General features: G+C 63.5%; 15 protein-coding genes. 6 read left to right on the top strand and 9 right to left on the bottom strand.

What is annotated here, in order from left to right; translation table 11 throughout:
- Positions 1-90: 90 nt before the first annotated feature.
- Positions 91-2,664 carry an EAL domain-containing protein gene (locus ACVOK8_RS05475; RefSeq protein ID WP_481565947.1) on the top strand — a complete coding sequence of 858 codons (2,574 nt, stop codon included), beginning with the start codon at positions 91-93 and terminating at the stop codon, positions 2,662-2,664.
- A gap of 178 nt (positions 2,665-2,842) precedes the next feature.
- On the opposite strand, the gene ACVOK8_RS05470 is transcribed toward ACVOK8_RS05475, so the two are convergent.
- From ACVOK8_RS05470 to ACVOK8_RS05450, 5 genes are read right to left on the bottom strand one after another with little or no spacing between them, the layout of a single operon-like run.
- Positions 2,843-3,271 carry a hotdog fold thioesterase gene (locus tag ACVOK8_RS05470; RefSeq protein ID WP_481565946.1) on the bottom strand — a complete coding sequence of 143 codons (429 nt, stop codon included), beginning with the start codon at positions 3,269-3,271 and terminating at the stop codon, positions 2,843-2,845.
- 31 nt (positions 3,272-3,302) lie between these two features.
- Entirely contained in the window at positions 3,303-5,279 is a 1,977-nt protein-coding gene (locus tag ACVOK8_RS05465; RefSeq protein WP_481565945.1) for a phospholipase D family protein, read from the bottom strand.
- On the bottom strand, positions 5,276-5,845 hold the full coding sequence (locus tag ACVOK8_RS05460) for a YceI family protein (RefSeq protein ID WP_481565944.1): 570 nt from the start codon (positions 5,843-5,845) through the stop codon (positions 5,276-5,278). Before ACVOK8_RS05460 ends, ACVOK8_RS05465 begins: the two co-directional genes overlap by 4 nt.
- Positions 5,846-5,849: 4 nt before the next feature.
- Complete coding sequence (locus ACVOK8_RS05455) at positions 5,850-6,326, bottom strand: SixA phosphatase family protein (protein ID WP_481534686.1); 477 nt, start codon at positions 6,324-6,326, stop codon at positions 5,850-5,852.
- Positions 6,327-6,345: 19 nt separating this feature from the next.
- Positions 6,346-6,978 carry a nucleotide-binding protein gene (locus ACVOK8_RS05450; protein ID WP_481508685.1) on the bottom strand — a complete coding sequence of 211 codons (633 nt, stop codon included), beginning with the start codon at positions 6,976-6,978 and terminating at the stop codon, positions 6,346-6,348.
- Between the two features lie 134 nt (positions 6,979-7,112).
- On the opposite strand from ACVOK8_RS05450, the gene ACVOK8_RS05445 reads away from it, so the two are divergent.
- A complete protein-coding gene (locus ACVOK8_RS05445) occupies positions 7,113-8,594 on the top strand; it encodes an AAA family ATPase (protein WP_481565943.1) in 1,482 nt (493 codons plus the stop codon).
- Positions 8,595-8,985: 391 nt separating this feature from the next.
- Here the strand turns inward: ACVOK8_RS05445 and ACVOK8_RS05440 are convergent, their stop codons facing one another.
- From ACVOK8_RS05440 to ACVOK8_RS05430, 3 genes are all read right to left on the bottom strand, one after another.
- Positions 8,986-10,038: a hypothetical protein gene (locus ACVOK8_RS05440; protein ID WP_481565942.1), complete on the bottom strand. Its 1,053-nt coding sequence runs from the start codon at positions 10,036-10,038 to the stop codon at positions 8,986-8,988.
- 42 nt (positions 10,039-10,080) lie between these two features.
- Positions 10,081-10,995, bottom strand: coding sequence for an AEC family transporter (locus ACVOK8_RS05435; RefSeq protein WP_481565941.1), 915 nt, complete (start codon positions 10,993-10,995; stop codon positions 10,081-10,083).
- 105 nt (positions 10,996-11,100) lie between these two features.
- Positions 11,101-11,739 (bottom strand): tetratricopeptide repeat protein, encoded by a 639-nt coding sequence (locus ACVOK8_RS05430; RefSeq protein WP_481565940.1) that lies wholly within the window; start codon positions 11,737-11,739, stop codon positions 11,101-11,103.
- A 169-nt stretch (positions 11,740-11,908) separates the two neighbouring features.
- Between ACVOK8_RS05430 and ACVOK8_RS05425 the strand changes: the two genes are divergently transcribed.
- From ACVOK8_RS05425 to ACVOK8_RS05410, 4 genes are all read left to right on the top strand, one after another.
- Positions 11,909-15,619, top strand: coding sequence for an indolepyruvate ferredoxin oxidoreductase family protein (locus ACVOK8_RS05425; RefSeq protein ID WP_481565939.1), 3,711 nt, complete (start codon positions 11,909-11,911; stop codon positions 15,617-15,619).
- Between the two features lie 126 nt (positions 15,620-15,745).
- Positions 15,746-16,003 carry a helix-turn-helix domain-containing protein gene (locus tag ACVOK8_RS05420; protein ID WP_481565938.1) on the top strand — a complete coding sequence of 86 codons (258 nt, stop codon included), beginning with the start codon at positions 15,746-15,748 and terminating at the stop codon, positions 16,001-16,003.
- Between the two features lie 3 nt (positions 16,004-16,006).
- Positions 16,007-17,326, top strand: a complete 1,320-nt coding sequence (locus ACVOK8_RS05415) for a type II toxin-antitoxin system HipA family toxin (protein WP_481565937.1) — start codon at positions 16,007-16,009, stop codon at positions 17,324-17,326.
- Positions 17,327-17,758: 432 nt separating this feature from the next.
- Complete coding sequence (locus ACVOK8_RS05410; RefSeq protein WP_481565936.1) at positions 17,759-18,382, top strand: TonB family protein; 624 nt, start codon at positions 17,759-17,761, stop codon at positions 18,380-18,382.
- Between the two features lie 488 nt (positions 18,383-18,870).
- Here the strand turns inward: ACVOK8_RS05410 and ACVOK8_RS05405 are convergent, their stop codons facing one another.
- Positions 18,871-19,317 carry a DUF1579 family protein gene (locus ACVOK8_RS05405; RefSeq protein ID WP_481565935.1) on the bottom strand — a complete coding sequence of 149 codons (447 nt, stop codon included), beginning with the start codon at positions 19,315-19,317 and terminating at the stop codon, positions 18,871-18,873.
- Positions 19,318-19,668: the final 351 nt, after the last annotated feature.

Genomic DNA, 19,668 nt, shown 5'->3' with positions numbered 1-19,668 from the left:
GAAGTACCGGTCGGCCCGGATTTTGAGGGTACGCCGGCAACATTCCCGGCATGAAGTGTGTACAACAACACTATCGTTCAGGGGGACGGCATGATGGACCGGCAGCTGCTGTCATCGACAGAAGACATGCTGCATTTGTTCTCGGCGGCATTGGAGCAGATCGGCAATGGCGTGATTCTGTTCGACGACGCCAACACCATTCTGTACGTGAACCATGCCATGGAAGCCATTTCCGGCTGGTCACGCGCTGAACTGCAGGGCAAGAACCTGGGCACGCTGGCCCCGGCCAGCATGCGCGAGCGCTACAACACCCGCCTGTACCCGGGTACCAGCAACCGTGTGGAAGAGCTGGCCGCCGATCCGCATGACATCCAGATGATCCGCAGGGACCAGAGCACCTGCTGGATCAGCGTCAGCCTGTCGCAGATTGCCGACGGCGAGCGCAACATCCGCATGGTGCTGGTCAGCGACGTCACCGCACGCCGCCAGGCACAGGCGCGCGAGCGCCTGCTTTCGCTGGGCTTCGATGAAACCCAGAGCGCGGTGTTGATCACCGATGCCGAAGGCCGCATCGTGCATCTGAACAAGGGCTTCCGGCGCCTGTTCGGCTTCCTTGATGCCGAGGCGATGGGACAGTACGTGCCGGCACTGTTGGCACCAGACAGCTTTTCACCCGAGCAGTTGAACGCCTATACCGCGCGATTGCTGGCAGGGCAGCCAATCCGCGCCGACGAGCGGCTTTATCGCAAGAACGGACACCCCCTGTGGTGCTCGGTCAGCACCAATCCCATCTTCGATGACTACGGCACCCTGGTGAATCTGGTCATCGTGCTGATGGACATCACCCGCACCAAGGTGCACGAAGTCCTGCAGCACAAGATGCTCGATGCGATGGTGCGCGAGGTTCCCACCGCCGAGGTGATGCAGATGATGTGCCTGGAGGTGGAGAAGATCGCCCCGCAGGTGCTGTGCTCGGTGCTGCGGGTCGAAGACGGACGGCTGCGCCACCTGGCTGCGCCCAGCCTGCCCGAGGCCTATACCCGGCTGGTGGATGGCGTCCCGGTGGGGCCGAAAACCGGCGCCTGCGGCACCGCCGCCCACAGCGGCCAGACCGTGGTCAGCCGCGACATCGCCACCGACCCCAACTGGGAAGGCATCAGCCACCTGGCCCTGCAACACGGCTTGGCTGCCTGCTGGTCCACTCCGATCAAGGCCAACGATGGCCGCGTGCTTGGCACCTTCGCCTTCTACTACCGGCAACCCTACGACCCGGACAGCTTCCACCATCGCCTGGTCGAGGTGATCGTGCACCTGTGCGCGTTGGCACTGGAGCGCGAGGAAGCCCGCAACCGGATCCGCCGGTTGGCGTTCTACGACGACCTCACCGGCCTGCCCAACCGCAGCCTGCTGCACGCACAGGCCGACCAAGCCATCACCGCCGCCAACCATCACGGGCAGACAATGGCGGTGATGTTCATCGATCTGGATCGCTTCAAGCAGATCAACGACTCCTTCGGCCACCCCGGCGGTGACGAACTACTGCGTACGGTGGCACGCCGCCTGCAGGAAGAAACCGGGCCGATGGACATCGTCGGCCGGCTCTCCGGCGACGAGTTCGTGGTGATCCTCAACCGCTGCGACATACCCACGGCCAGTGAGCGCAGCGAGCGCATCCTGCGCACGCTGGGCCTGCCATTGGCGCTGGGCGAGCTGGAAATCCGGCCCTCGGCCAGCATCGGTATCAGCATCTTCCCGCATGACGGCAACAACATGGATTCGCTGCTGCACCATGCCGATGTCGCCATGTACCAGGCCAAGCACAACGGCCGCAACCGCGTACGCTTCTACAGCAGCGAAATGGACGAATGCGCGCAGGAGCGCATGGCGCTGGAAGCGGCACTGCGCGAAGCGCTTGAACAAGGCCAACTGCAGCTGCACTACCAGCCGCAGATAGAAATCCACAGCGGCCGCCTGCACAGCGTCGAGGCGCTGGCACGCTGGCAGCATCCGCGCCTTGGCAGCGTGCCGCCGATACGCTTCATTCCCTTGGCTGAAGAGGCTGGGCTGATCGGCGACCTCGGCCAATGGGCATTGCGCGAGGCCTGCCGGCAACTGGGGCGCTGGCGTCATGAAGGCCTGGAGGTACCATCGGTGTCGGTGAACCTTTCACCAACCAACTTCCACAGCGAGGCGCTGCCGGACTGCATCAGCCAGATCCTGCAGCAGGAGTCATTGAGCGCTGACGACCTGATCCTGGAGATCACTGAAGACGTGCTGCTTGATGGCGACCCGATCACCCTGCAGACGCTGCGGCAGGTGCATGCACTTGGCGTACGGCTGTCGATGGACGACTTCGGCACCGGCTATTCCAGCCTCAGCTACCTGCGCCAGTTGCCGATCAGCGAACTCAAGCTGGACCGCAGCTTCGTGCGCGGCATTGAAGGCGACAAGGTTGCCAGCGCCTTGACCCAGGCCATCGCCCACATCGGCCAGAGCCTGCAGTTGAAGGTGGTGGCTGAAGGCGTCGAGAGCCTGGAGCAACTGAAGCTGCTGGGCGCGCAGGGTTACGAGGTGGCGCAGGGTTTTCATTTCACCCCGGCCTTGCCGGCGCCAGCCTTGGCCGATTGGGTGCGCGAGCATTTGCCGGTGGCGGTGATGGTTTAGTTGGTGGTTGCTGGGGCAGGAGCAAGAGCAACGGCAACAGCTACCCCTCCCCAGCCCTCCCCTTGCCTGCGGCAAAGGGAGGGGGCGCAGCTTTACCCCCTCCCTTTCGCGCAGCGAAGGGGAGGGTTGGGGAGGGGTGCTCTTGAGCTCTTAGCTCCAAGCCCCAAACACCAACCTCTCACCCAACAGCCACAACCGCCAAAGTCAGCCGCGAAATACACACCGGCTTGCCGGCCTCGTCTTCGATGCGGATCTCCCACACCTGGGTAGTCCGACCCACATGCAGCGCGCGTGCAGTACCAGTAACCACTCCACTACGCGCCGCCCGCAGATGGTTGGCATTGATCTCCAGCCCGACACAAACCTGCTGGGTCGGGTCCACGCACAGATTGCCGGCGCTGCTACCCAGCGTCTCGGCCAGCACTACCGAGGCACCGCCATGCAGCAGACCGTAAGGCTGCTTGGTACGCGCATCCACCGGCATCGTTGCCTGCAGCCAATCATCACCAGCGGCGGTGAAGACAATGCCCAGATGATCGATCAAGGTGTTGCGGCTCAGTTCGTTGACCAACTGCAGGTCAACCGGCGCGCGGAATACTTGGCTCATTGCAGCTACCTATCTGGGAGAACAAAAGCGATCAGAGGATGGGGACCAGCCCCGCGCCGAACGCGGTCAGCATGCGCACCAACACCCACTTGGGGCCGACGTCGACTTCCGGGAAGTCACCAACTGCGGTGTAGCAGTTGTGGAAACCCGGGTCCTGCCGACGCAGCGGCTGCGGGCAATCCGGGCCGGGCTTGAAGGCGTAGTCGGTGGCATAGCGCCAGGGCCAGAAATCCAGGATCGGCAGCGCCTCGGACGCCTTGCCGATGCTGTAGTTCAGGCCAGACAGCACCGGCGGCTTTTCGCGTGGCGCCACCACCCAGGAGTTGTCCGGGTGCACGTCACGCAGGATGCTCTGCGCCAACTGCTCGGCAAATGCCGGGTCCTCGATGATCACCGCACCTTCGGTGTTGTAGTTCTCGCTGCGCGGATCGAAGTTGTGGGTACCGATCACACCAATGCGGCGGTCCACCACCAGCGACTTGGCGTGCAGGCCCATGCGCGCGCCGCGACGGGTAACCGGCAAGGGCCGATTGACCGCACGCGTACCCAGGAACGACGGCCGGGTTTCGGTACGCAGCACCTCACGCTCGACTTCGCTGCCATCGGCACTGAGCCGGCGCCCGGAACCGCTGCCGCGCACATTGCTGCCAGCCGCACTGCCGCCAATCACCCGGTTGCGGCTGGGGGCCACGCTCGGCTCACCATCCAACGGCGCCGGCAACAGCTGCGTATAGTCGATTGGCGCATCCAGCGGGAATGGCTTGTATTCGTAGATATTGAAGCCCAGTTCGCGCAGATTACGGCGTTTGTACTTGTACGACAGCGCATAGACGATGGGGTTGTCGGTGGCCGCCAGACTATTGGTCGAAACGACTACCCGCGGCGGCGTTTCGCGCTTGCGCAGGTTCTTGAACAGCGCCTGCGCGGGCTTGGACAACACCAGATAGGGCGTCTGCAGCAGCACCTCGGTCTGTGCCTGCGAGATAAGCGCATCCAACTTGGGCTCGGTCACATGCTGGCCGTTGAGCGGCTGTGCCTCGCGTTCACGACGGTGTTTGCGTGGCAGGTCGGCGACATAGCTGACCGCACTCACCGGCAGCGCCGTATCAACAAACGCCTGTTCGATGAACTCCGGGTCCGATGCCTCGGCATTCACCCGCGCAATCCGTTCCGGGCGTCGGAACGTGGCCTCCGGCAAGGCCGGCACGCCCTCGTTCAACAAGGTCTTTCCGACGTCGTTCAGGCGTTCGGCCGGGACACTGCGACGCGCCACCCAGAAGGCCTGGAAGTTGGCCGCCATCTCGCGCGCCTCCGGCCCGGCCACCACCACGTCGCGGTCGCGGAAGTTGTACTCGCTGTCCCAGTCGTAATAGTCGTCCTGGTAGTTGCGCCCACCTACGATACCGATCACATCGTCGATCACCAGCAGCTTGTTGTGCATGCGCTGGTTGAAACGGCGGAAGCAGCACAGCACGCTGCCGGCATAGTCGAAGTAATTGAGCTTGGCCTTGCCGAACGCCGGGTTGTAGACACGCAGCTCGAAGTTGGCATGCGCACCGGACAAGGCACCGAGCATCTGCAGGTCGGAGATCGCCGAAAGCTGGTCGATCAGCACCCGCACCTTGACCCCACGTCGGGCAGCGGCCACCAGCTCGTCGATCACCAGCCGTGCGCTGTCGTCGGTATCGAAGATATAGGTCTGCAGGTCCACGCTGCGGGTGGCGCTGCGGATCAGGTTCAGCCGCGCTATCAGCGACAGTTCGCCCTCATCGAGGATGGTGGCGTAGTGGCGAGGTGCCTCCACCGTCGATTCGGCGATGGCTTTGCCGCCGAGCGCGCGCAGGGGCGAATCCAGCGCACAACGATCGGGCTGGTTGCAGTCCACCACGGTGGAACGCGCGGCCACGGCAATGCCTTCGGCACGCTCACGCTGCTGATTGGACAGCGAAGCACAACCGCTGGCCAGCAGCAGCGCCAGCACCGGCAGGATACGAAGGACAGCTTTCACTTTTTGGGGGCGCCAACCAGGCGTGTACGCAGTACGAATATCACTCGATCACTCAGGGCCATCTGCCAGCTATCCATGCCATATCGGCCGCGCAGGATGGTACCGCGGCTGACGAGGTCGCAATCATAGCCGGGCCGCGCGCATTCAGGCTTTGCCAGTCGCATCACTTCGGGCCGGCTGATGCCACGGATCGACAAGCGCCCCTGCACGTCGCCGCCGGTTTCGGTCAACCGCGGGTCATAGGGGTCGGAATCGAATTCCACCACCGGGTAGCGCGCCGCATCAAAGAAGTCCTCGCCACGCATCCAGCCGGTATAGCGGGGCTTGTCGGGGATCTCCACATATTCGCTGTACATGCGCAGCCGGACCTGGTGGCGGCCATCGGGCAGCACCGTGATCCAGCCCTCGAAGCGCGGAAAGACACCCTCCACCTTCTGCCCGAAGCGGGTACGTATTTCAAAACCAAACCGGGAATGCGCCGTGTCGAAATGCAATGGCTCGGCCGCAAGGGCCGAGCCAGCCAGCATCAACAGAATCAGCAGCAGCCCAAACCGCGCCGCCGCCATGGACTCAGGGCCACCAGAATGCGGTCAACTTGGCGATGCCCGGTTCGATCGGTGAATCCTTCGGCAAGGACAGTACCGCGACCGATGCCGGCGGCATGCCGCGGTAATCACCGGTCTGGCCGCTGTTCAACAACGCCACCAGCTGCTCCAGCCCGGGGTTGTGGCCCACCACCAGCACGCGCTCAACCTCATTGTGCTCGTCCAGCAGTGCCGCCAGGGTGCCCGGTGCGGCGTCATAGATGCGTTCTTCCAGGCGCTGCTCGACGTAACCGGTACGCTCCAGCACGGCCTCCAGGGTTTCGCGGGAGCGCCGCGCCGGCGAGCACAGCACCCGGTCCGGCACCAACTTGTTTTCCTGTAGCCAACGGCCGGCAGCCTCGGCCTCGGCCAAGCCATGCGGTGAGAGGGGCCGGTCGAGGTCGGCTTGGCCATTGGCCGCCGGTTCGGCATGGGCATGTCGCAGCAGGATCAATTCACGCATGGTCGGTTAGTACTCCTGATCAGACCTTGTTCAACCACTTGAGTAGCGGCTCCCAGTCTTGCTGGTGCTCGCGTACCTGTGCAGAGTGATAGTCGAACAGGCTGCGCCCAAGCCCGACCATCACCACATAACTCTGGCTGTCACGCAGCTGCGTGACAACCTCATACGGCCATTCGGCCAGCATCTGCCGGGCCTGCTGCGAGGTCTGCGTCCATGGCTTGGTGCGGTTGAGCACCAGCCCCACCGGCACCGCCCGCGAATGGATGCGCTTGATCCTGGACAGGCTGTTGAGGAAGCCGACGATGGCCTCGATGTCCAGCGCCGAGGGCAGCACCGGCACCACCACCGCATCGGCGATGTCGATGAAGCGCTCCAGGTCCTCGCCATAGGCACCGGCCGGGGCATCGATGATGACCTGCTCGGCGCCGTCGGGGATGAGCTTTTCCCAGTTCTTCTTGCGGTGCACGTCTACCGGCAGCACGGCGCTGTCCAGAATGGAACGGCGTTGCGCCCAGCGGGTGCTGGAGCCCTGCGGATCGGCATCGGCGATCACCGTTGCCTGGCCAGACAAGGCCGAGTGTGCGGCCAGATGGGTAGCGATGGTGGTCTTGCCGACACCGCCTTTGGAGCCGGCTACCAGAATCGTCTTCATGCACGCCTCGTTTCCGCGGGACTTGTCCGCAGCGTACACCGGCCCGCGTTACCAAAGGTAGTCATCCGGTGAGGACGCCGCCCCGGCAAGCCCTGCGGCTTTGCTATCGTGTCGCCCCCGGCATTGGAACCACCATGAGCGAGCTGCAGGACCTGACCGCACTGATCCGCGCCAACACGCCGCTGATCGTCATCGAAACGCAGGATGAAACCCGTATCGTGGGTCTGTTCCGCGAGGCCTTGATGCATGTGTGGCGTTCGCTGTTCCGTTGGTCCATCACCGAGGGCCTGCGCCGCATCGACATGGACCGCGAGGACGAGGCAGTCGGCCCGCCCGACGCCAGCGCCGCCCTGCGCATGATCCAGGAGGCCGACCAGCGCGGCATCTACCTGTTGCTCGATTTCCATCCCTACTTGGGCTATGCCAGCCACCAGCGGCTGCTGCGCGACATCATCCAGCGCCGCCACAGCCAGCCACACGTGGTAGTACTGGTCGGCGCCAAGGTCGAGCTGCCGGCCGAGCTGGAAGCCTTGGCCACCCGCTTCAACCCGCGCCTGCCCGATGCCAATGCGCTGCTGAAGATGCTGCGCGAGGAAGCGGCCAGCTATGCCCAGGAGAACGGTGGGCGCCGGGTCGAGGTAGACCAGGAGGCGGTGCAGCAGATCCTGCGCAACCTGCGCGGGCTGAGCATGACCGACGCCCGCCGCATCGCCCGCCAGCTGATCTTCGCCGATGGTGCGCTGCAGGCCGATGACCTGCCGCAGCTGGCCAAACTCAAGTTCGAGCTGCTCAACCGCAGCGGCCACCTGCACTACGAATACGACTCGGCCCGTTTCAGCGACGTGGCCGGCGCGCGTCGGCTCAAGCGATGGATCGAGCAGCGCCGCGCGGTGTTTGTCTCCGGCAACGCCCCGCCCGGCTTGGACCCGCCCAAGGGCATGCTGCTGCTGGGCGTGCAGGGCTGCGGCAAGTCGATGCTGGCCAAGGCCACCGCCGCCGGCTTCGGCGTACCGCTGCTACGGCTGGATTTCGGGACGCTTTACAACAAGTACCACGGCGAGACCGAGAAGAACCTGCGTGACGCGCTGGCCTCGGCCGAGCAGTTGGCGCCCTGCGTACTGTGGATAGACGAAGTCGAGAAGGGCCTGGCCAGCGGCGGCGAAGACGGCGGCGTTTCGCGGCGCGTGCTCGGCTATCTGCTGACCTGGATGGCCGAGCGCAAGGCGCCGGTATTCATCGTCGCCACCGCCAACCAGGTGCAGGAGCTGCCGGCCGAACTGCTGCGCAAGGGCCGCTTCGACGAAATCTTCTTCGTCGACCTGCCCTCGCCCGACACCCGCGTCGAACTGCTGCACCTGCATCTGCAGCGCCGCCAACTGCAGCCGGACCTGTTCGCCCTGCCCGCCCTTGCTGCTGCCAGCGACGGCTTCTCTGGTGCCGAAATCGAGCAGGCGGTGGTCGCGGGCCAGTACGCCGCCCACGCCGAGCAGAAGCCGCTGGACACCGAGCTGTTGATGGCCGAAATCCGCAACACACGACCACTGTCAGTACTGATGGCCGAGCAGGTGCAGTCGCTGCGCGACTGGGCGCGCGAACGCACCGTGCCAGCGGATTGAAGTAGCCCGGAGGTTCCGAGGCAACCCAAGGGCACAAGTGCTCGCGTAGCACAGGTAAGCGCGGCGCATCCGAACTACATGAACAGCGCAGACACGCTGTTTGTAGGAGCGGCGTAAGCCGCGAAGCACCCACGGCATCAGAGGTCATCGCCGCGAAGCATTTCGGCATGGCCAGCTTCGCGGCTAACGCCGCTCCTACAAGCGAAACCCTAGCCCGGGGAAAGCGCAGCGCAGCCGAGAGTAAGCCGTTTCGACCGAAAGAAACGCAGTACCACCAGTCACAGACAGCACGCCGTGTGTTCTCAAAGTCCCTTAAACGAGCAGCAAAGCCGTGCAACCGACATCCCGGGTGCGCGTCATTTGCCCGGGCCAGGGAACCTGAGGCTGCGGGTCAGGGCGCAGCCAACTTGGGCTGCCAATCAACAGGCGGCAGCACCGGCACACCATAGGCTGCAAGCAAACGGCGCATGGCTGGCAGCTCGCCCAGTTCTGCGAGCCAGCGCGTGTATTCGGCAGGGCTCACCTTGGCGACCTTGCTGGTTTCGTCACCAAGGATCGCTGTGGCTTCGGTGGTGATCCACTGCAGCTCGCGCTTGCGTGCCAACCACGATGCCTGCGCCGGACCTTGCCCCAGCTCTGCCATGCGCGAAGCCCCATAGCCTGCGAGCAGAAGCGAGCTGCTGTTCGCCATTACATTGAACAAGTGTCGGCATTGCTCGCGCCTTGCCACGTCAGGCACGGGCTTGGGGCAGGTCTCCAACGCCTGTTTCAAATCCGCCGGAGAATGCATCGCAGCGATGCTGAACAAAGTGACCGTTCGCTCCTGTTCAAGATAACTGCCGCTGTTGTGGCGCTGCCACTCAGCTGCCTGCGCGGGATCGGTCAGCTGCCAGGGATAGTCGCGCGTGGCCACATCCATGACGCCGATCAACGTCGCTGCGGGGTCGCGGTAGCGCGATGCTTTTGCCACACGTTGCCAGGTGCGCTCCGCCTCGATCGGATCCTTGCGGTGCTCGGCCAAGCGCATCAACAACAGCTGGCTTCCAGCATCTTCCGCATCCGCAGTCGCAAGCGTGATGCGGGCCTGCTCCACATCGCATTCGTCCGCCTGGATACAGCGGGTAACCGCAGCCGCTGCGATCACCGGATCATCACTGCCAGTGCGTATCGCGCGCATCAACCAGGTGTCAGCCTCCGGCGAGTAGCTGGTTTTCCCACGTGCCAGATCCAGGCTCATCGGTGCCAGCAGCCATGCTGCATACAGCTTGCGCGGCTGGCCGCTTGCGGCGAGCTCCCGCCCAAGCTGCAACCGTGCGGTGTTGCTCGCTTCGATCTGCGCGAGCATCTGCTCCGGCGTGGCTTCAGCTTTCGCCGGTTGCGCAATCGCGCCCGCCGTTGCCGCCATCAAGGCCAAGCCAGTAAACATCAACCAAGGTTTACGCATCCTGCTTTCCTCGTTGTGGAGAACCGAAGCTTACATACTGACTCAAACCAGCCGGTCCAACATCCATACCCAAGCCGGCAAGGTGACCAATGACAACACAATGCCATAACCGACCATTGCCGCTGCCAATCGTGGCGCCAGCCGGTGGGAGATGGCCAGGGCGGCGGCGGTGATCATGGTCGGCATCGCGGTTTCCAGCACGTTGACCCGCAGCATTTCGCCCTCCAGGCCGAATGCCCAGGACAGCGGCAACGCGACGGCGGGTAACACCAGCAACTTGAGCAGCAGACCGATGCCCAGCGGTGCGAGTTCAGCGCGCGAAAGCCGCAGCTGGATGGTCAGGCCCACCGCCAGCATCACCAGCGGCAGCATCGCGTCGGATACATTTTTCAATGCGCCGGCAATCCATGTCGGCGGTGATGCCGGCATCACCAGCAGGGCGAAGATCAGTGCCCACAGCGGCGGGAACCGGGCGATGCGCAGCAGGATCTGGCTGGTGCTCGGCGGGGTATCACCGCTGTAACGCGCCAGCACATACAGGCCGAACGTCGACAGCATCACGAAGGTGCCGAACTGATCGTAGACCACCGCATATGGCAGGGCGTGGTCACCCAGCAGCGCGCGCACCATCGGGTAGCCGATGAAGCTGGAATTGCACAGCGCCACGCACAGCAGCAACACCGCATGCACCTGCCGCTCGAAACCGAATACGCGAGTGGCCAGGCTTACCAGGGCGAGCGTCAGCAGCATCAACAGCCACGGCGTGAGCATGATGCCGATCAACGAGGCATCCAGCTGCAGTCGCGGTACATAGGTGAGCACCGCCGCCGGCAGGCAGATGTACAGCACCACCTTGTTGAGCACGTCGGCGGCGTTGTCCGGGAATACCCGGAAGCGTGCGAATACCATGCCCAGCGCGAGCATGGTCAGGATCAGTGCGAAAGCGTCGAATGCCATGGTGCAAGCATGCGCCGGGCCGCACCGCAGGGGGAATCAGCGCCGGCTCAAAATCTCCTGTTACGGCATCCGCAGTGACGCGGATGCCGGCCTACGGGTGCCGCATTACGGCCATGCCGGCGGATTGGCCGCCCACGCCTGCTGTACCTGGGCCAGCTGCGTGCGTTCGGCGTCATTCCAGGACGGCAGCAACTGCGCATATGCCGCTGTATCGCTCCATTGCCCCGGCTCGGTGCGCACGGCTGCCGCATACCAGGACACGGCTTCGTCCTTGCGATCGAGATTCCAAAGCACCAGCGCCAGCGTTTGCGGCAACCACGACGGATTGCCACGGGTACCCTCGGCGGCCTTGGTCCACAGGTTCAACGCGTCCTGCGCATCGCCGCGGCGGTACAGATCCCAGCCGTGGTTCCAGCGCAGGCTGCGGGCCTGCACGGAGGTATCGGCAACGGAGGCCATGGCCTCGTCATACAGCTTGCCGCCCAGCTCGGTACGCCCATCGCGGTAGGCGATGCTGGCCAGCTGCGCGGTTGCTTCCACGCCCTTGCGGCCGCGCTCGCGCAGCTTCATCAGCTGATCCACCACATCTGCCTGTTCAGGCGGCACGGCGTGGATCGGCTTGGCCGCCACATCGTCATCGAAGTAGAACTCGTTGATCTTCGGCAGGCTCTGCGCCTGCACGTTTGTAACAAACAGGCCCGCCAGCAGCAACGCGCCAGCGACCATGCGCTTTGTAACCCCCATGACTGCAATCCCCATCAAACAGTTATCCCCCACCCGGCCCCGATCCTAACCGCTCCGGGCGCTACGCGCGACGGGTTACAGGGTGATGAAAGCCCCCACTGCTACAATCCGCGGCTGCCACCGGCGCCGCCGGCTGGCATCCGCCAGCCGTTTCCGCAATGGGCCAGCCATGACCAGCACTGCCGAACTTACTTCGCCTGCCTCCGCCAACGACCCGCTGATCGGCGTGCGTGATTCCGATTACACCCTGGAACACAAATACACGCGCACCGATGGCCGCATTTATCTGAGCGGCGTGCAGGCCTTGGTACGCCTGCCCTTGATGCAGCAGCAGCGCGATGCCGCGGCCGGTCTGAATACCGGCGGCTTCGTCAGCGGCTACCGTGGCTCGCCGCTGGGCGGCTTCGACCTGGAGCTGTGGCGCGCGCGCAAGCACCTGGAAGCGGCCAAGGTGAAGTTCGTGCCGGGCCTCAATGAAGACCTGGGCGCGACCATGGTCTGGGGCACGCAGCAGACAAACCTGTTCCCCGGTGCCAACGTCGATGGCGTGTATGGCATGTGGTACGGCAAGGGCCCGGGCGTGGACCGCTGCGGTGACGTGTTCAAGCACGCCAATGCCGCCGGTGCTTCCAAGCACGGTGGCGTGCTGGCGCTGGCCGCCGACGACCATGCCTGCCGCAGCTCCACCCTGCCCCACGGCAGCGAAGAAGAATTCGTCAGCGCGATGATGCCGGTACTGAACCCGGCCGGCGTGCAGGACATCCTCGACATGGGCCTGGTCGGTTGGGCGATGAGCCGCTACACCGGCCGCTGGATCGGCTTCAAGACGATTGCCGAGACGGTGGAATCCTCGGCCTCGGTGGACGTCAACCCGTTCGCCCGCCAGATCATCCTGCCGGAAGACTTCGATATGCCGGCCGCCGGCCTCAACATCCGCTGGCCAGACCCGCCGATGGAACAAGAAATGCGCCTGCACCGTTATGCGGTGAAGGCGGCGCAGGCCTTTGCCCGCGCCAACGGCATCGACAAGGTGGTGATGGATTCGCCGCAGGCGCGGCTGGGCATCGTCACCACCGGCAAGAGCTACCTGGACGTGCTGCAGGCACTGGAATACCTGGGCCTGGACGAAAAGGCCTGCGCCGATATCGGCATCCGCGTGTACAAGGTGGGCATGACCTGGCCGCTGGAACCGCAGGGCATCGGTGAGTTCTCCCGCGGTCTGCAAGACATCGTGGTGGTGGAGGAAAAGAAGGCCTTCATCGAGCGGCAGATGAAGGAATACTTCTACAACTGGCCGGCCAGCTGGGGCGCACGCCCGTCCATCGTCGGCAAGTACGACGAGCAGGGTGAGTGGATCCTGCCGTCCACTGGCGAGCTGACCCCGGCGACGATTGCCGGCGTGATCGGCCGTCGCATTCAACGGTTCTTCAACACCGAATCCATCGAAGAGCGCCTGCGCTGGATGGACGTCAAGGAAGCCGAGATGGCGCTGCCGCGCGCGCAGTTCCCGCGCGTGCCACATTACTGCTCCGGCTGCCCGCACAACACTTCCACCAAGGTGCCGGAAGGCTCGCGTGCGCTGGCCGGCATCGGCTGCCATTACATGGTGACGTGGATGGACCGCGACACCGACACCTTCACCCATATGGGCGGCGAAGGCGTCACCTGGGCCGGGCAAGCCGCGTTCACCGACACCGAGCACGTGTTCCAGAACCTCGGCGATGGCACCTATTTCCACAGCGGCTCGCTGGCGATCCGCCAGGCCATCGCCGCTGGCGTCAACATCACCTACAAGATCCTCTACAACGATGCGGTGGCGATGACCGGCGGCCAGCCGGTGGACGGCACCCTGACCGTGCCGCAGATCGCCCACCAGATGCGCTCGGAAGGCGTGCACACCATCGTGCTGCTGTCCGATGACATCGCCAAGTGGAAGTCACGTCGTCACGAGTTCCCCAGTGATGTGGAATTCCACGACCGCACCGAACTCGATGCCGTGCAGCAACAGCTGCGCACGGTGAAGGGCACCAGCATCCTGATCTACGAACAGACCTGCGCCACCGAGAAGCGCCGCCGCCGCAAGCGCGGCAAGATCGTCGACCCGGCCAAGCGCACCATGATCAACTCGCTGGTCTGCGAAGGCTGCGGTGACTGTGGTGAGAAGAGCTTCTGCGTGTCGGTGCTGCCCAAGGAAACCGAATTCGGGCGCAAGCGCGACATCGACCAGTCCAACTGCAACAAGGATTTCACCTGCACGACGGGCTTCTGCCCGAGCTTCGTCACCGTGCACGGCGGCCAGCTGCGCAAGGGCAGCAAGAGCGGCTCCGCCAGCCTGCTCGAAAACCTGCCGGCGCCGACCTTCCGCACCGATTTCTCGCAGCCCTGGAACATCCTCATCACCGGCGTCGGCGGCACCGGCGTGGTGACCATCGGCGCGCTGCTCGGCATGGCCGGCCATCTCGAAGGCAAGGGCGCCAGCGTGCTCGACCAGACCGGTCTCGCGCAGAAGGGCGGCGCAGTCACCACCCATATCCGCATCGCCAATACGCCGGCCGACATCCACGCGGTGCGCATCGCCGCCGGTGAAGCCGACCTGGTGCTGGGCTGTGACATGGTGGTGGTCAACGACTACTGGGCACTGTCCAAGGTGCGCGGCGAGCGCTCGCAGGTGGTGTTGAACACCTACGAAGCCATGCCCGGCACCTTCACCACGCACCCGGACATGCAGTTCCCGGCCGCCGACATCATTGCCGGGGTGAAGCTGGCACTGGGCGGACGCGACCCGATCCTGCTCGACGCCACCCAGCTGGCCACCGCCCTGCTCGGCGATGCGATTGCCTCCAACCTGTTCATCCTCGGCTTCGCCTGGCAGCAGGGCCTGGTGCCTCTGTCGCTGGAATCGCTGATGCGTGCAGTGGAGCTCAACGGCGCCGCCGTGACCATGAACCAGACCGCGTTCGCCTGGGGCCGTCTTGCAGCAATCGATCCGCAAGCCGTGCAGCAGGCCGCCGGTCTGGTGCGCAACGCGCCGACCGATGCCGAGCGCAAGCCGCACGCGCTGCGCGAACTGCCGCCGGGCGAATGGGAAGGTAACGAGGCCGGCGCACCGTCGGCACCGCGCAACCCGGGCAACGAGCCGGACGTGCGCGGCCTGCCCGCCGCCAGCCGGACCAGCGGCGAAGCCGCGTTCGCATCGCTGGACGATGCGCACCTGTCGCGTTCGCTGGACGAGTTGATCGCCCGCCGCAGCAGCTTCCTCACCGACTACCAGGACGCTGCTTACGCCAATCGCTATCGCACGCTGATCGATGCCGTGCGCAAGGCCGAACAACAAGCGATCCCGGGCAGTACCGCATTGAGCGAAGCCGCCGCGCGCTACTTCTTCAAGTTGATGGCCTACAAGGACGAATACGAAGTGGCCCGCCTGTACACCAGCGGCGACTTCGCCAAGCGCGTTGCAGAGAAATTCGAGGGCGACTACCAGGTACGATTCCACCTGGCCCCGCCGCTGTTCGCCAAGCGCGATGAACACGGCCAGCTGCAGAAGAAGGAATACGGCCCGTGGATGTTCAAGGCCTTCGGCCTGCTGGCCAAGTTCAAGGGCCTGCGCGGCGGCCGCTTCGACGTGTTCGGTTACACCGAGGAGCGTCGCGGCGAGCGTCAGTTGATCAGTGACTACGAGAAGACCCTGCAGGAACTGATCAGCTCGTTGGATGCGCGTCGTCTGACGTTGGCGGTGGACATAGCCAGCATCCCCGAGCACATCCGCGGCTACGGCCACGTTAAGGAAGCGCATCTGCACGAAGCCAAGGCCCGCGAGGCGACACTGTTGGCGACGTGGCGCAACCCGAAGGCGCTGCATATCGTGCAGGCGGCCTGAGCAGGCAACGGATAGGTTGCTTATGCGCAATGCAATCTATAGGTTGCAATGCGTAAATGAAACCTATAAGTTGCATTTCCAATAGGCAAGGTATAGCTTGCCTATATCGCCTTCCGGATGCCCGATATGAGCGGCAACAGCCATCCCATCCGTGCCGCCCACCAGCTGGGCCCATTGATGCGGGCATTCCGCAAACAGGCCGGGCTCAGCCAGGCCCAGCTCGCCGAACGCCTTGGCATCACCCGCCAGGCGATCACTGCGCTGGAACGGGAACCCGAAGCGGCCACCTTTGAACGCTTGATGCGGGTGTGGGCCGAACTCGGCTTGGAGTTCTCCCTGCAACCGCGTCCCCAAGACGCCGCATCCACCACCATGGAGTGGTGAGCCATGAGCGAACTGCGCATATGGATGAACGGCGCAGAGGTAGCCTCCTGGCAGGAGCACACGCGCACGGGACCACGGCTGACCTATCTGCCCTCGTGGCTGGCATCAGAACAGCCTCGTCCATTGTCGTTGTCACTACCGCTGCTTCCCGCTGGTGAAAGCCACCGTGGCGAGGTAGTCACGGATTACTTTGACAACCTGCTGCCTGACAACGACAACATCCGCAAGCGCATCCGCGATCGCTTCGGACTGCAGTCGACAGACACCTTCGATCTGCTGCAGGAGATTGGTCGTGATTGCGTGGGCGCCGTACAGCTGCTTGCTCCTGGCCAAACACCGGACGACGTCCACGGTATTCACGCTTTGCCGCTCAGCGATGCCCAGGTAGGCAACCGCCTGCAGAGTGTCACCAGCGCTGCATTGCCGGGCCAACATGTGGATGACGAGTTCCGCATCTCCATCGCCGGTGCACAGGAAAAAACCGCCTTCCTTTGGCACGACGGGCAATGGTGCATACCCACCGGCAGCACACCGAGCACGCATATCTTCAAGCTGCCACTGGGTCTGGTCGGCAATATGCGGGCGGACATGCATGCCTCGGTCGAGAACGAATGGCTGTGCATGCAATTGCTGGCTGCGTTCGGCATTCCCGTCGCCAACACATCGATGGGGCAGTTTGGCGAGCAGCGTGCATTGATCGTAGAGCGCTTCGACCGACGCCTTGCCCGCGATGGCCGATGGTGGCTGCGCCTGCCGCAGGAAGACATGTGCCAGGCCTTTGGGCTGCCATCCACGCGCAAGTACGAAAGCGATGGCGGCCCGGGTATCGTGCAGATCATGGAACTGCTGCGCCAGTCCATGCAGCCCCAGGACCGCGCGACCTTCTTCAAGACCCAGGTACTGTTCTGGTTGCTGGCCGCAACCGATGGCCATGCCAAGAATTTCAGCATCCATATTGAAGCTGCAGGCCGCTTCCGGCTGACGCCCGCCTATGACGTGCTTTCGGTGTATCCGATCCTTGGCAGCGGCCCCAACCAGTTGGCCGCGCAGCGCGCAGCATTGGCGATGTCGGTAGCAGGCAAGAATCGGCACCGCCAACTGCTGCGCATACGCCGCCGCCATTGGAACCAGACCGCGCGTGCATGCGGCATCGCCGAAGGCGCAGAGCCATGGATCGCGGAACTGCTTGAACGTATCGAGCCCGCGATCAATGCCGTGCAGGCGCTGTTGCCTGCTGGCTTTCCGGAGCATGTGGCGACGTCGATTATTTACGGACTGCGGCAGGCGGGGACGCGGCTGGCCGAGATGTCTGAGAACGATTGAAGCGCGACTACCCACAGCGCAGCCCTTCACGCAAAGAATCCGCGAGCCATCCTTGTGGATTGCGCATCCCAAGCTCCACCAGCCTCCTATGCTCACCTCCGACAATGGTGCGCAGGAACAAGGGCTATGCGATTTCCTTTTGCTGGACTCAAAGGCCAGCGCCAGAGTCCGTTGATCAACAGCGCTGCAGGATGACGCCCTACATGCATTGGCACTAGCCGGCTGGGGGAACTTTTTACTGCAAAGCCACTCGTGAAGGCGGACTCTGATCCTTATTTTCGACCCAGCTTTCCGGGCAACCGCGAACAAATAGACTGTGTCTGCGACCATTGGTCGCGCAAACCGCGCGCGCGGTTGTCTACAATCCAAGGGCTAACCAACAGGCGGCGGTCACCCATCTCGTTTACGCAGTTGAACCGACAAGGAAGCGGAATGACGGTATTTCATCGATATGCACTACTAATGGCGCTGGTTGGCGCGGGCCTCACTGCAACGCCGGCAGAGGCAAACACCGTTGTCGCACGATGCGAGGTGATACCCGAATCAATGGCGGCATACCCTCCTTCGATAGGGGAAACGAAATTTCCGTCCCATACGATGAAGCCAGCACACGATGTGCGCCTGAGGGTTGTTGTGGGTGCCAACGGCACTGCGATGAACGTCGATTCGGAAAGCACCGAGAACCCTGAGCCCGCACGTCGCAGCGCGTCGCTCTGGCGCTATCGATGCGACGGCAACCAAGGGGGGACGGCCGAGTGGGTACTGCACTATCCAGCACAAAAGTGTCTGTTCAATATCTCAAGCAAGAACTTCAATCCGCCCCGCTATCCTACCGAGGCTTTCAAGGCCGGCGTGGAGGGAACCGTACTACTTGCCCTGCAACCCCAGGGCAATGGGCTGCCCCCTGGCCGGGCATATGTGGCGCAAGGCAGCGGTTCGTCGCTGCTGGATGAGTCTGCGCGCGACGACAGCAAGCGTTGGAGCTTTTATTGCGTCGGACCAATTGATGAATCCGAACCGGCCCAAGAAGTACCAGTGAAGTATTTTTTGTACTGAACGCCATGGCCGCGTGTGCCACTCACAGACACTGTTCATTGCCGGATCAATCTGGAAACTCAGCAACACGCAAGAGCACCAGGACCGCGCTCTACATCAGCTCAGACAGAAAGATGCGGTTCAAACTATCTGCGGCGTGTAAGCAGAGCTGCACCATGTAACGGGAGCTGGGCGCCAGCTTGGCCAGCTCCCATAGCCCGTACCACGATGCCGCCAAGCAGTGTCGCCAACTTGATGCCAACGAAAACCTGGCACGCCTCAGGACCGGATGTTGGGATCGGATACCTGATGGAGTGGAAAAACTGGTGCTTGAAGCCCTCTCTCGTTTGCAGTGGAAAGCAGATAGGGTGAGGTAAAACAAGCTGCATCATGACGATTCAAAAGAGATCCGCCCCAGTTGACTGGGACCAAACTGGCCCATCGAGTCCCCTGACCCCGAAGCTTGGCTCTGGACTCTGCTATCAGCTGCGGCGGCGCATTCTTTATCTTCACAACTTCTTGTCAAGGACGACCCTGACAAAAGGCCTCCAGTGGTCGTCAATCAGTTGCGCCCATGTGCCAGCCAACTGCAAACCATCGTCGCTGAAGCGGCCATCGAAGCGCTGTACGTCCCCATCAATCACGTAATCGAGCCCGTCGATCCTGGATACGAAGTCATTCGTGCTGCCATCGGAATCGTAGCTTCGACTGAAGAACTCACCGGAAGAGGCGTTGATCCCGATTATCTCGATCGACTGCACGCGCTGCGATCCCATCATGGCGTCCACTTCATGCATCAGGAAATGTCCGTTCGGCAGCCACGAATAGATATCAGATGCCTGCGATGTGACCCCTTCGCTGCCATCAGGCTCCAGCGCGGTGATGGTGGTCTGCCATGACCCATTGAGGATATCGAGGCGGCGGTGATGGTCGGAAGGGAAGCTGTTCTGGGCCATGAAATTCTCCTGTGTGTATCAACTCGACGAACCAGAGCGGTGAATCTCGACATGCCGGCGCTTATTTTTTTAAATTCCCGGACTGGGAAGCACACATGCTGCCGATCCGAGCTAGTGACACCTCCCCGCAGCGGCCGCTCCAATCGCTGATTCAGAGCGTACGCCCCGACGCACACCGACATCACCGCCCCCTTGCGGCCAGAAGCAGACATCACTCCACTTCCGCCTACGTTGGTGGGGGGGCGAGGGGGGGGGGGGGGGGCCGGCGGGGGGGGGGGGGGGGGGGGTGGGGGGGGGGGGGGGGGGGGTGTGGGGGGGGGGGGGGGGGGGTTGGGGCGGGGGGGGGGGGGG

It is taken from the genome of Stenotrophomonas sp. STEN083 (assembly GCF_056759195.1).
This window is presented reverse-complemented; position numbering and strand designations above follow the sequence as displayed.

What these genes read in the sequence shown, in the direction of transcription:
- ACVOK8_RS05475 (WP_481565947.1), top strand. Translation starts at nt 91, where the DNA reads ATGATGGACCGGCAGCTGCTGTCATCGACAGAAGACATGCTGCATTTG.
- ACVOK8_RS05470 (WP_481565946.1), bottom strand. Translation starts at nt 3,271, where the DNA reads ATGAGCCAAGTATTCCGCGCGCCGGTTGACCTGCAGTTGGTCAACGAA.
- ACVOK8_RS05460 (WP_481565944.1), bottom strand. Translation starts at nt 5,845, where the DNA reads ATGGCGGCGGCGCGGTTTGGGCTGCTGCTGATTCTGTTGATGCTGGCT.
- ACVOK8_RS05455 (WP_481534686.1), bottom strand. Translation starts at nt 6,326, where the DNA reads ATGCGTGAATTGATCCTGCTGCGACATGCCCATGCCGAACCGGCGGCC.
- ACVOK8_RS05450 (WP_481508685.1), bottom strand. Translation starts at nt 6,978, where the DNA reads ATGAAGACGATTCTGGTAGCCGGCTCCAAAGGCGGTGTCGGCAAGACC.
- ACVOK8_RS05445 (WP_481565943.1), top strand. Translation starts at nt 7,113, where the DNA reads ATGAGCGAGCTGCAGGACCTGACCGCACTGATCCGCGCCAACACGCCG.
- ACVOK8_RS05440 (WP_481565942.1), bottom strand. Translation starts at nt 10,038, where the DNA reads ATGCGTAAACCTTGGTTGATGTTTACTGGCTTGGCCTTGATGGCGGCA.
- ACVOK8_RS05435 (WP_481565941.1), bottom strand. Translation starts at nt 10,995, where the DNA reads ATGGCATTCGACGCTTTCGCACTGATCCTGACCATGCTCGCGCTGGGC.
- ACVOK8_RS05430 (WP_481565940.1), bottom strand. Translation starts at nt 11,739, where the DNA reads ATGGGGGTTACAAAGCGCATGGTCGCTGGCGCGTTGCTGCTGGCGGGC.
- ACVOK8_RS05425 (WP_481565939.1), top strand. Translation starts at nt 11,909, where the DNA reads ATGACCAGCACTGCCGAACTTACTTCGCCTGCCTCCGCCAACGACCCG.
- ACVOK8_RS05420 (WP_481565938.1), top strand. Translation starts at nt 15,746, where the DNA reads ATGAGCGGCAACAGCCATCCCATCCGTGCCGCCCACCAGCTGGGCCCA.
- ACVOK8_RS05415 (WP_481565937.1), top strand. Translation starts at nt 16,007, where the DNA reads ATGAGCGAACTGCGCATATGGATGAACGGCGCAGAGGTAGCCTCCTGG.
- ACVOK8_RS05410 (WP_481565936.1), top strand. Translation starts at nt 17,759, where the DNA reads ATGACGGTATTTCATCGATATGCACTACTAATGGCGCTGGTTGGCGCG.
- ACVOK8_RS05405 (WP_481565935.1), bottom strand. Translation starts at nt 19,317, where the DNA reads ATGGCCCAGAACAGCTTCCCTTCCGACCATCACCGCCGCCTCGATATC.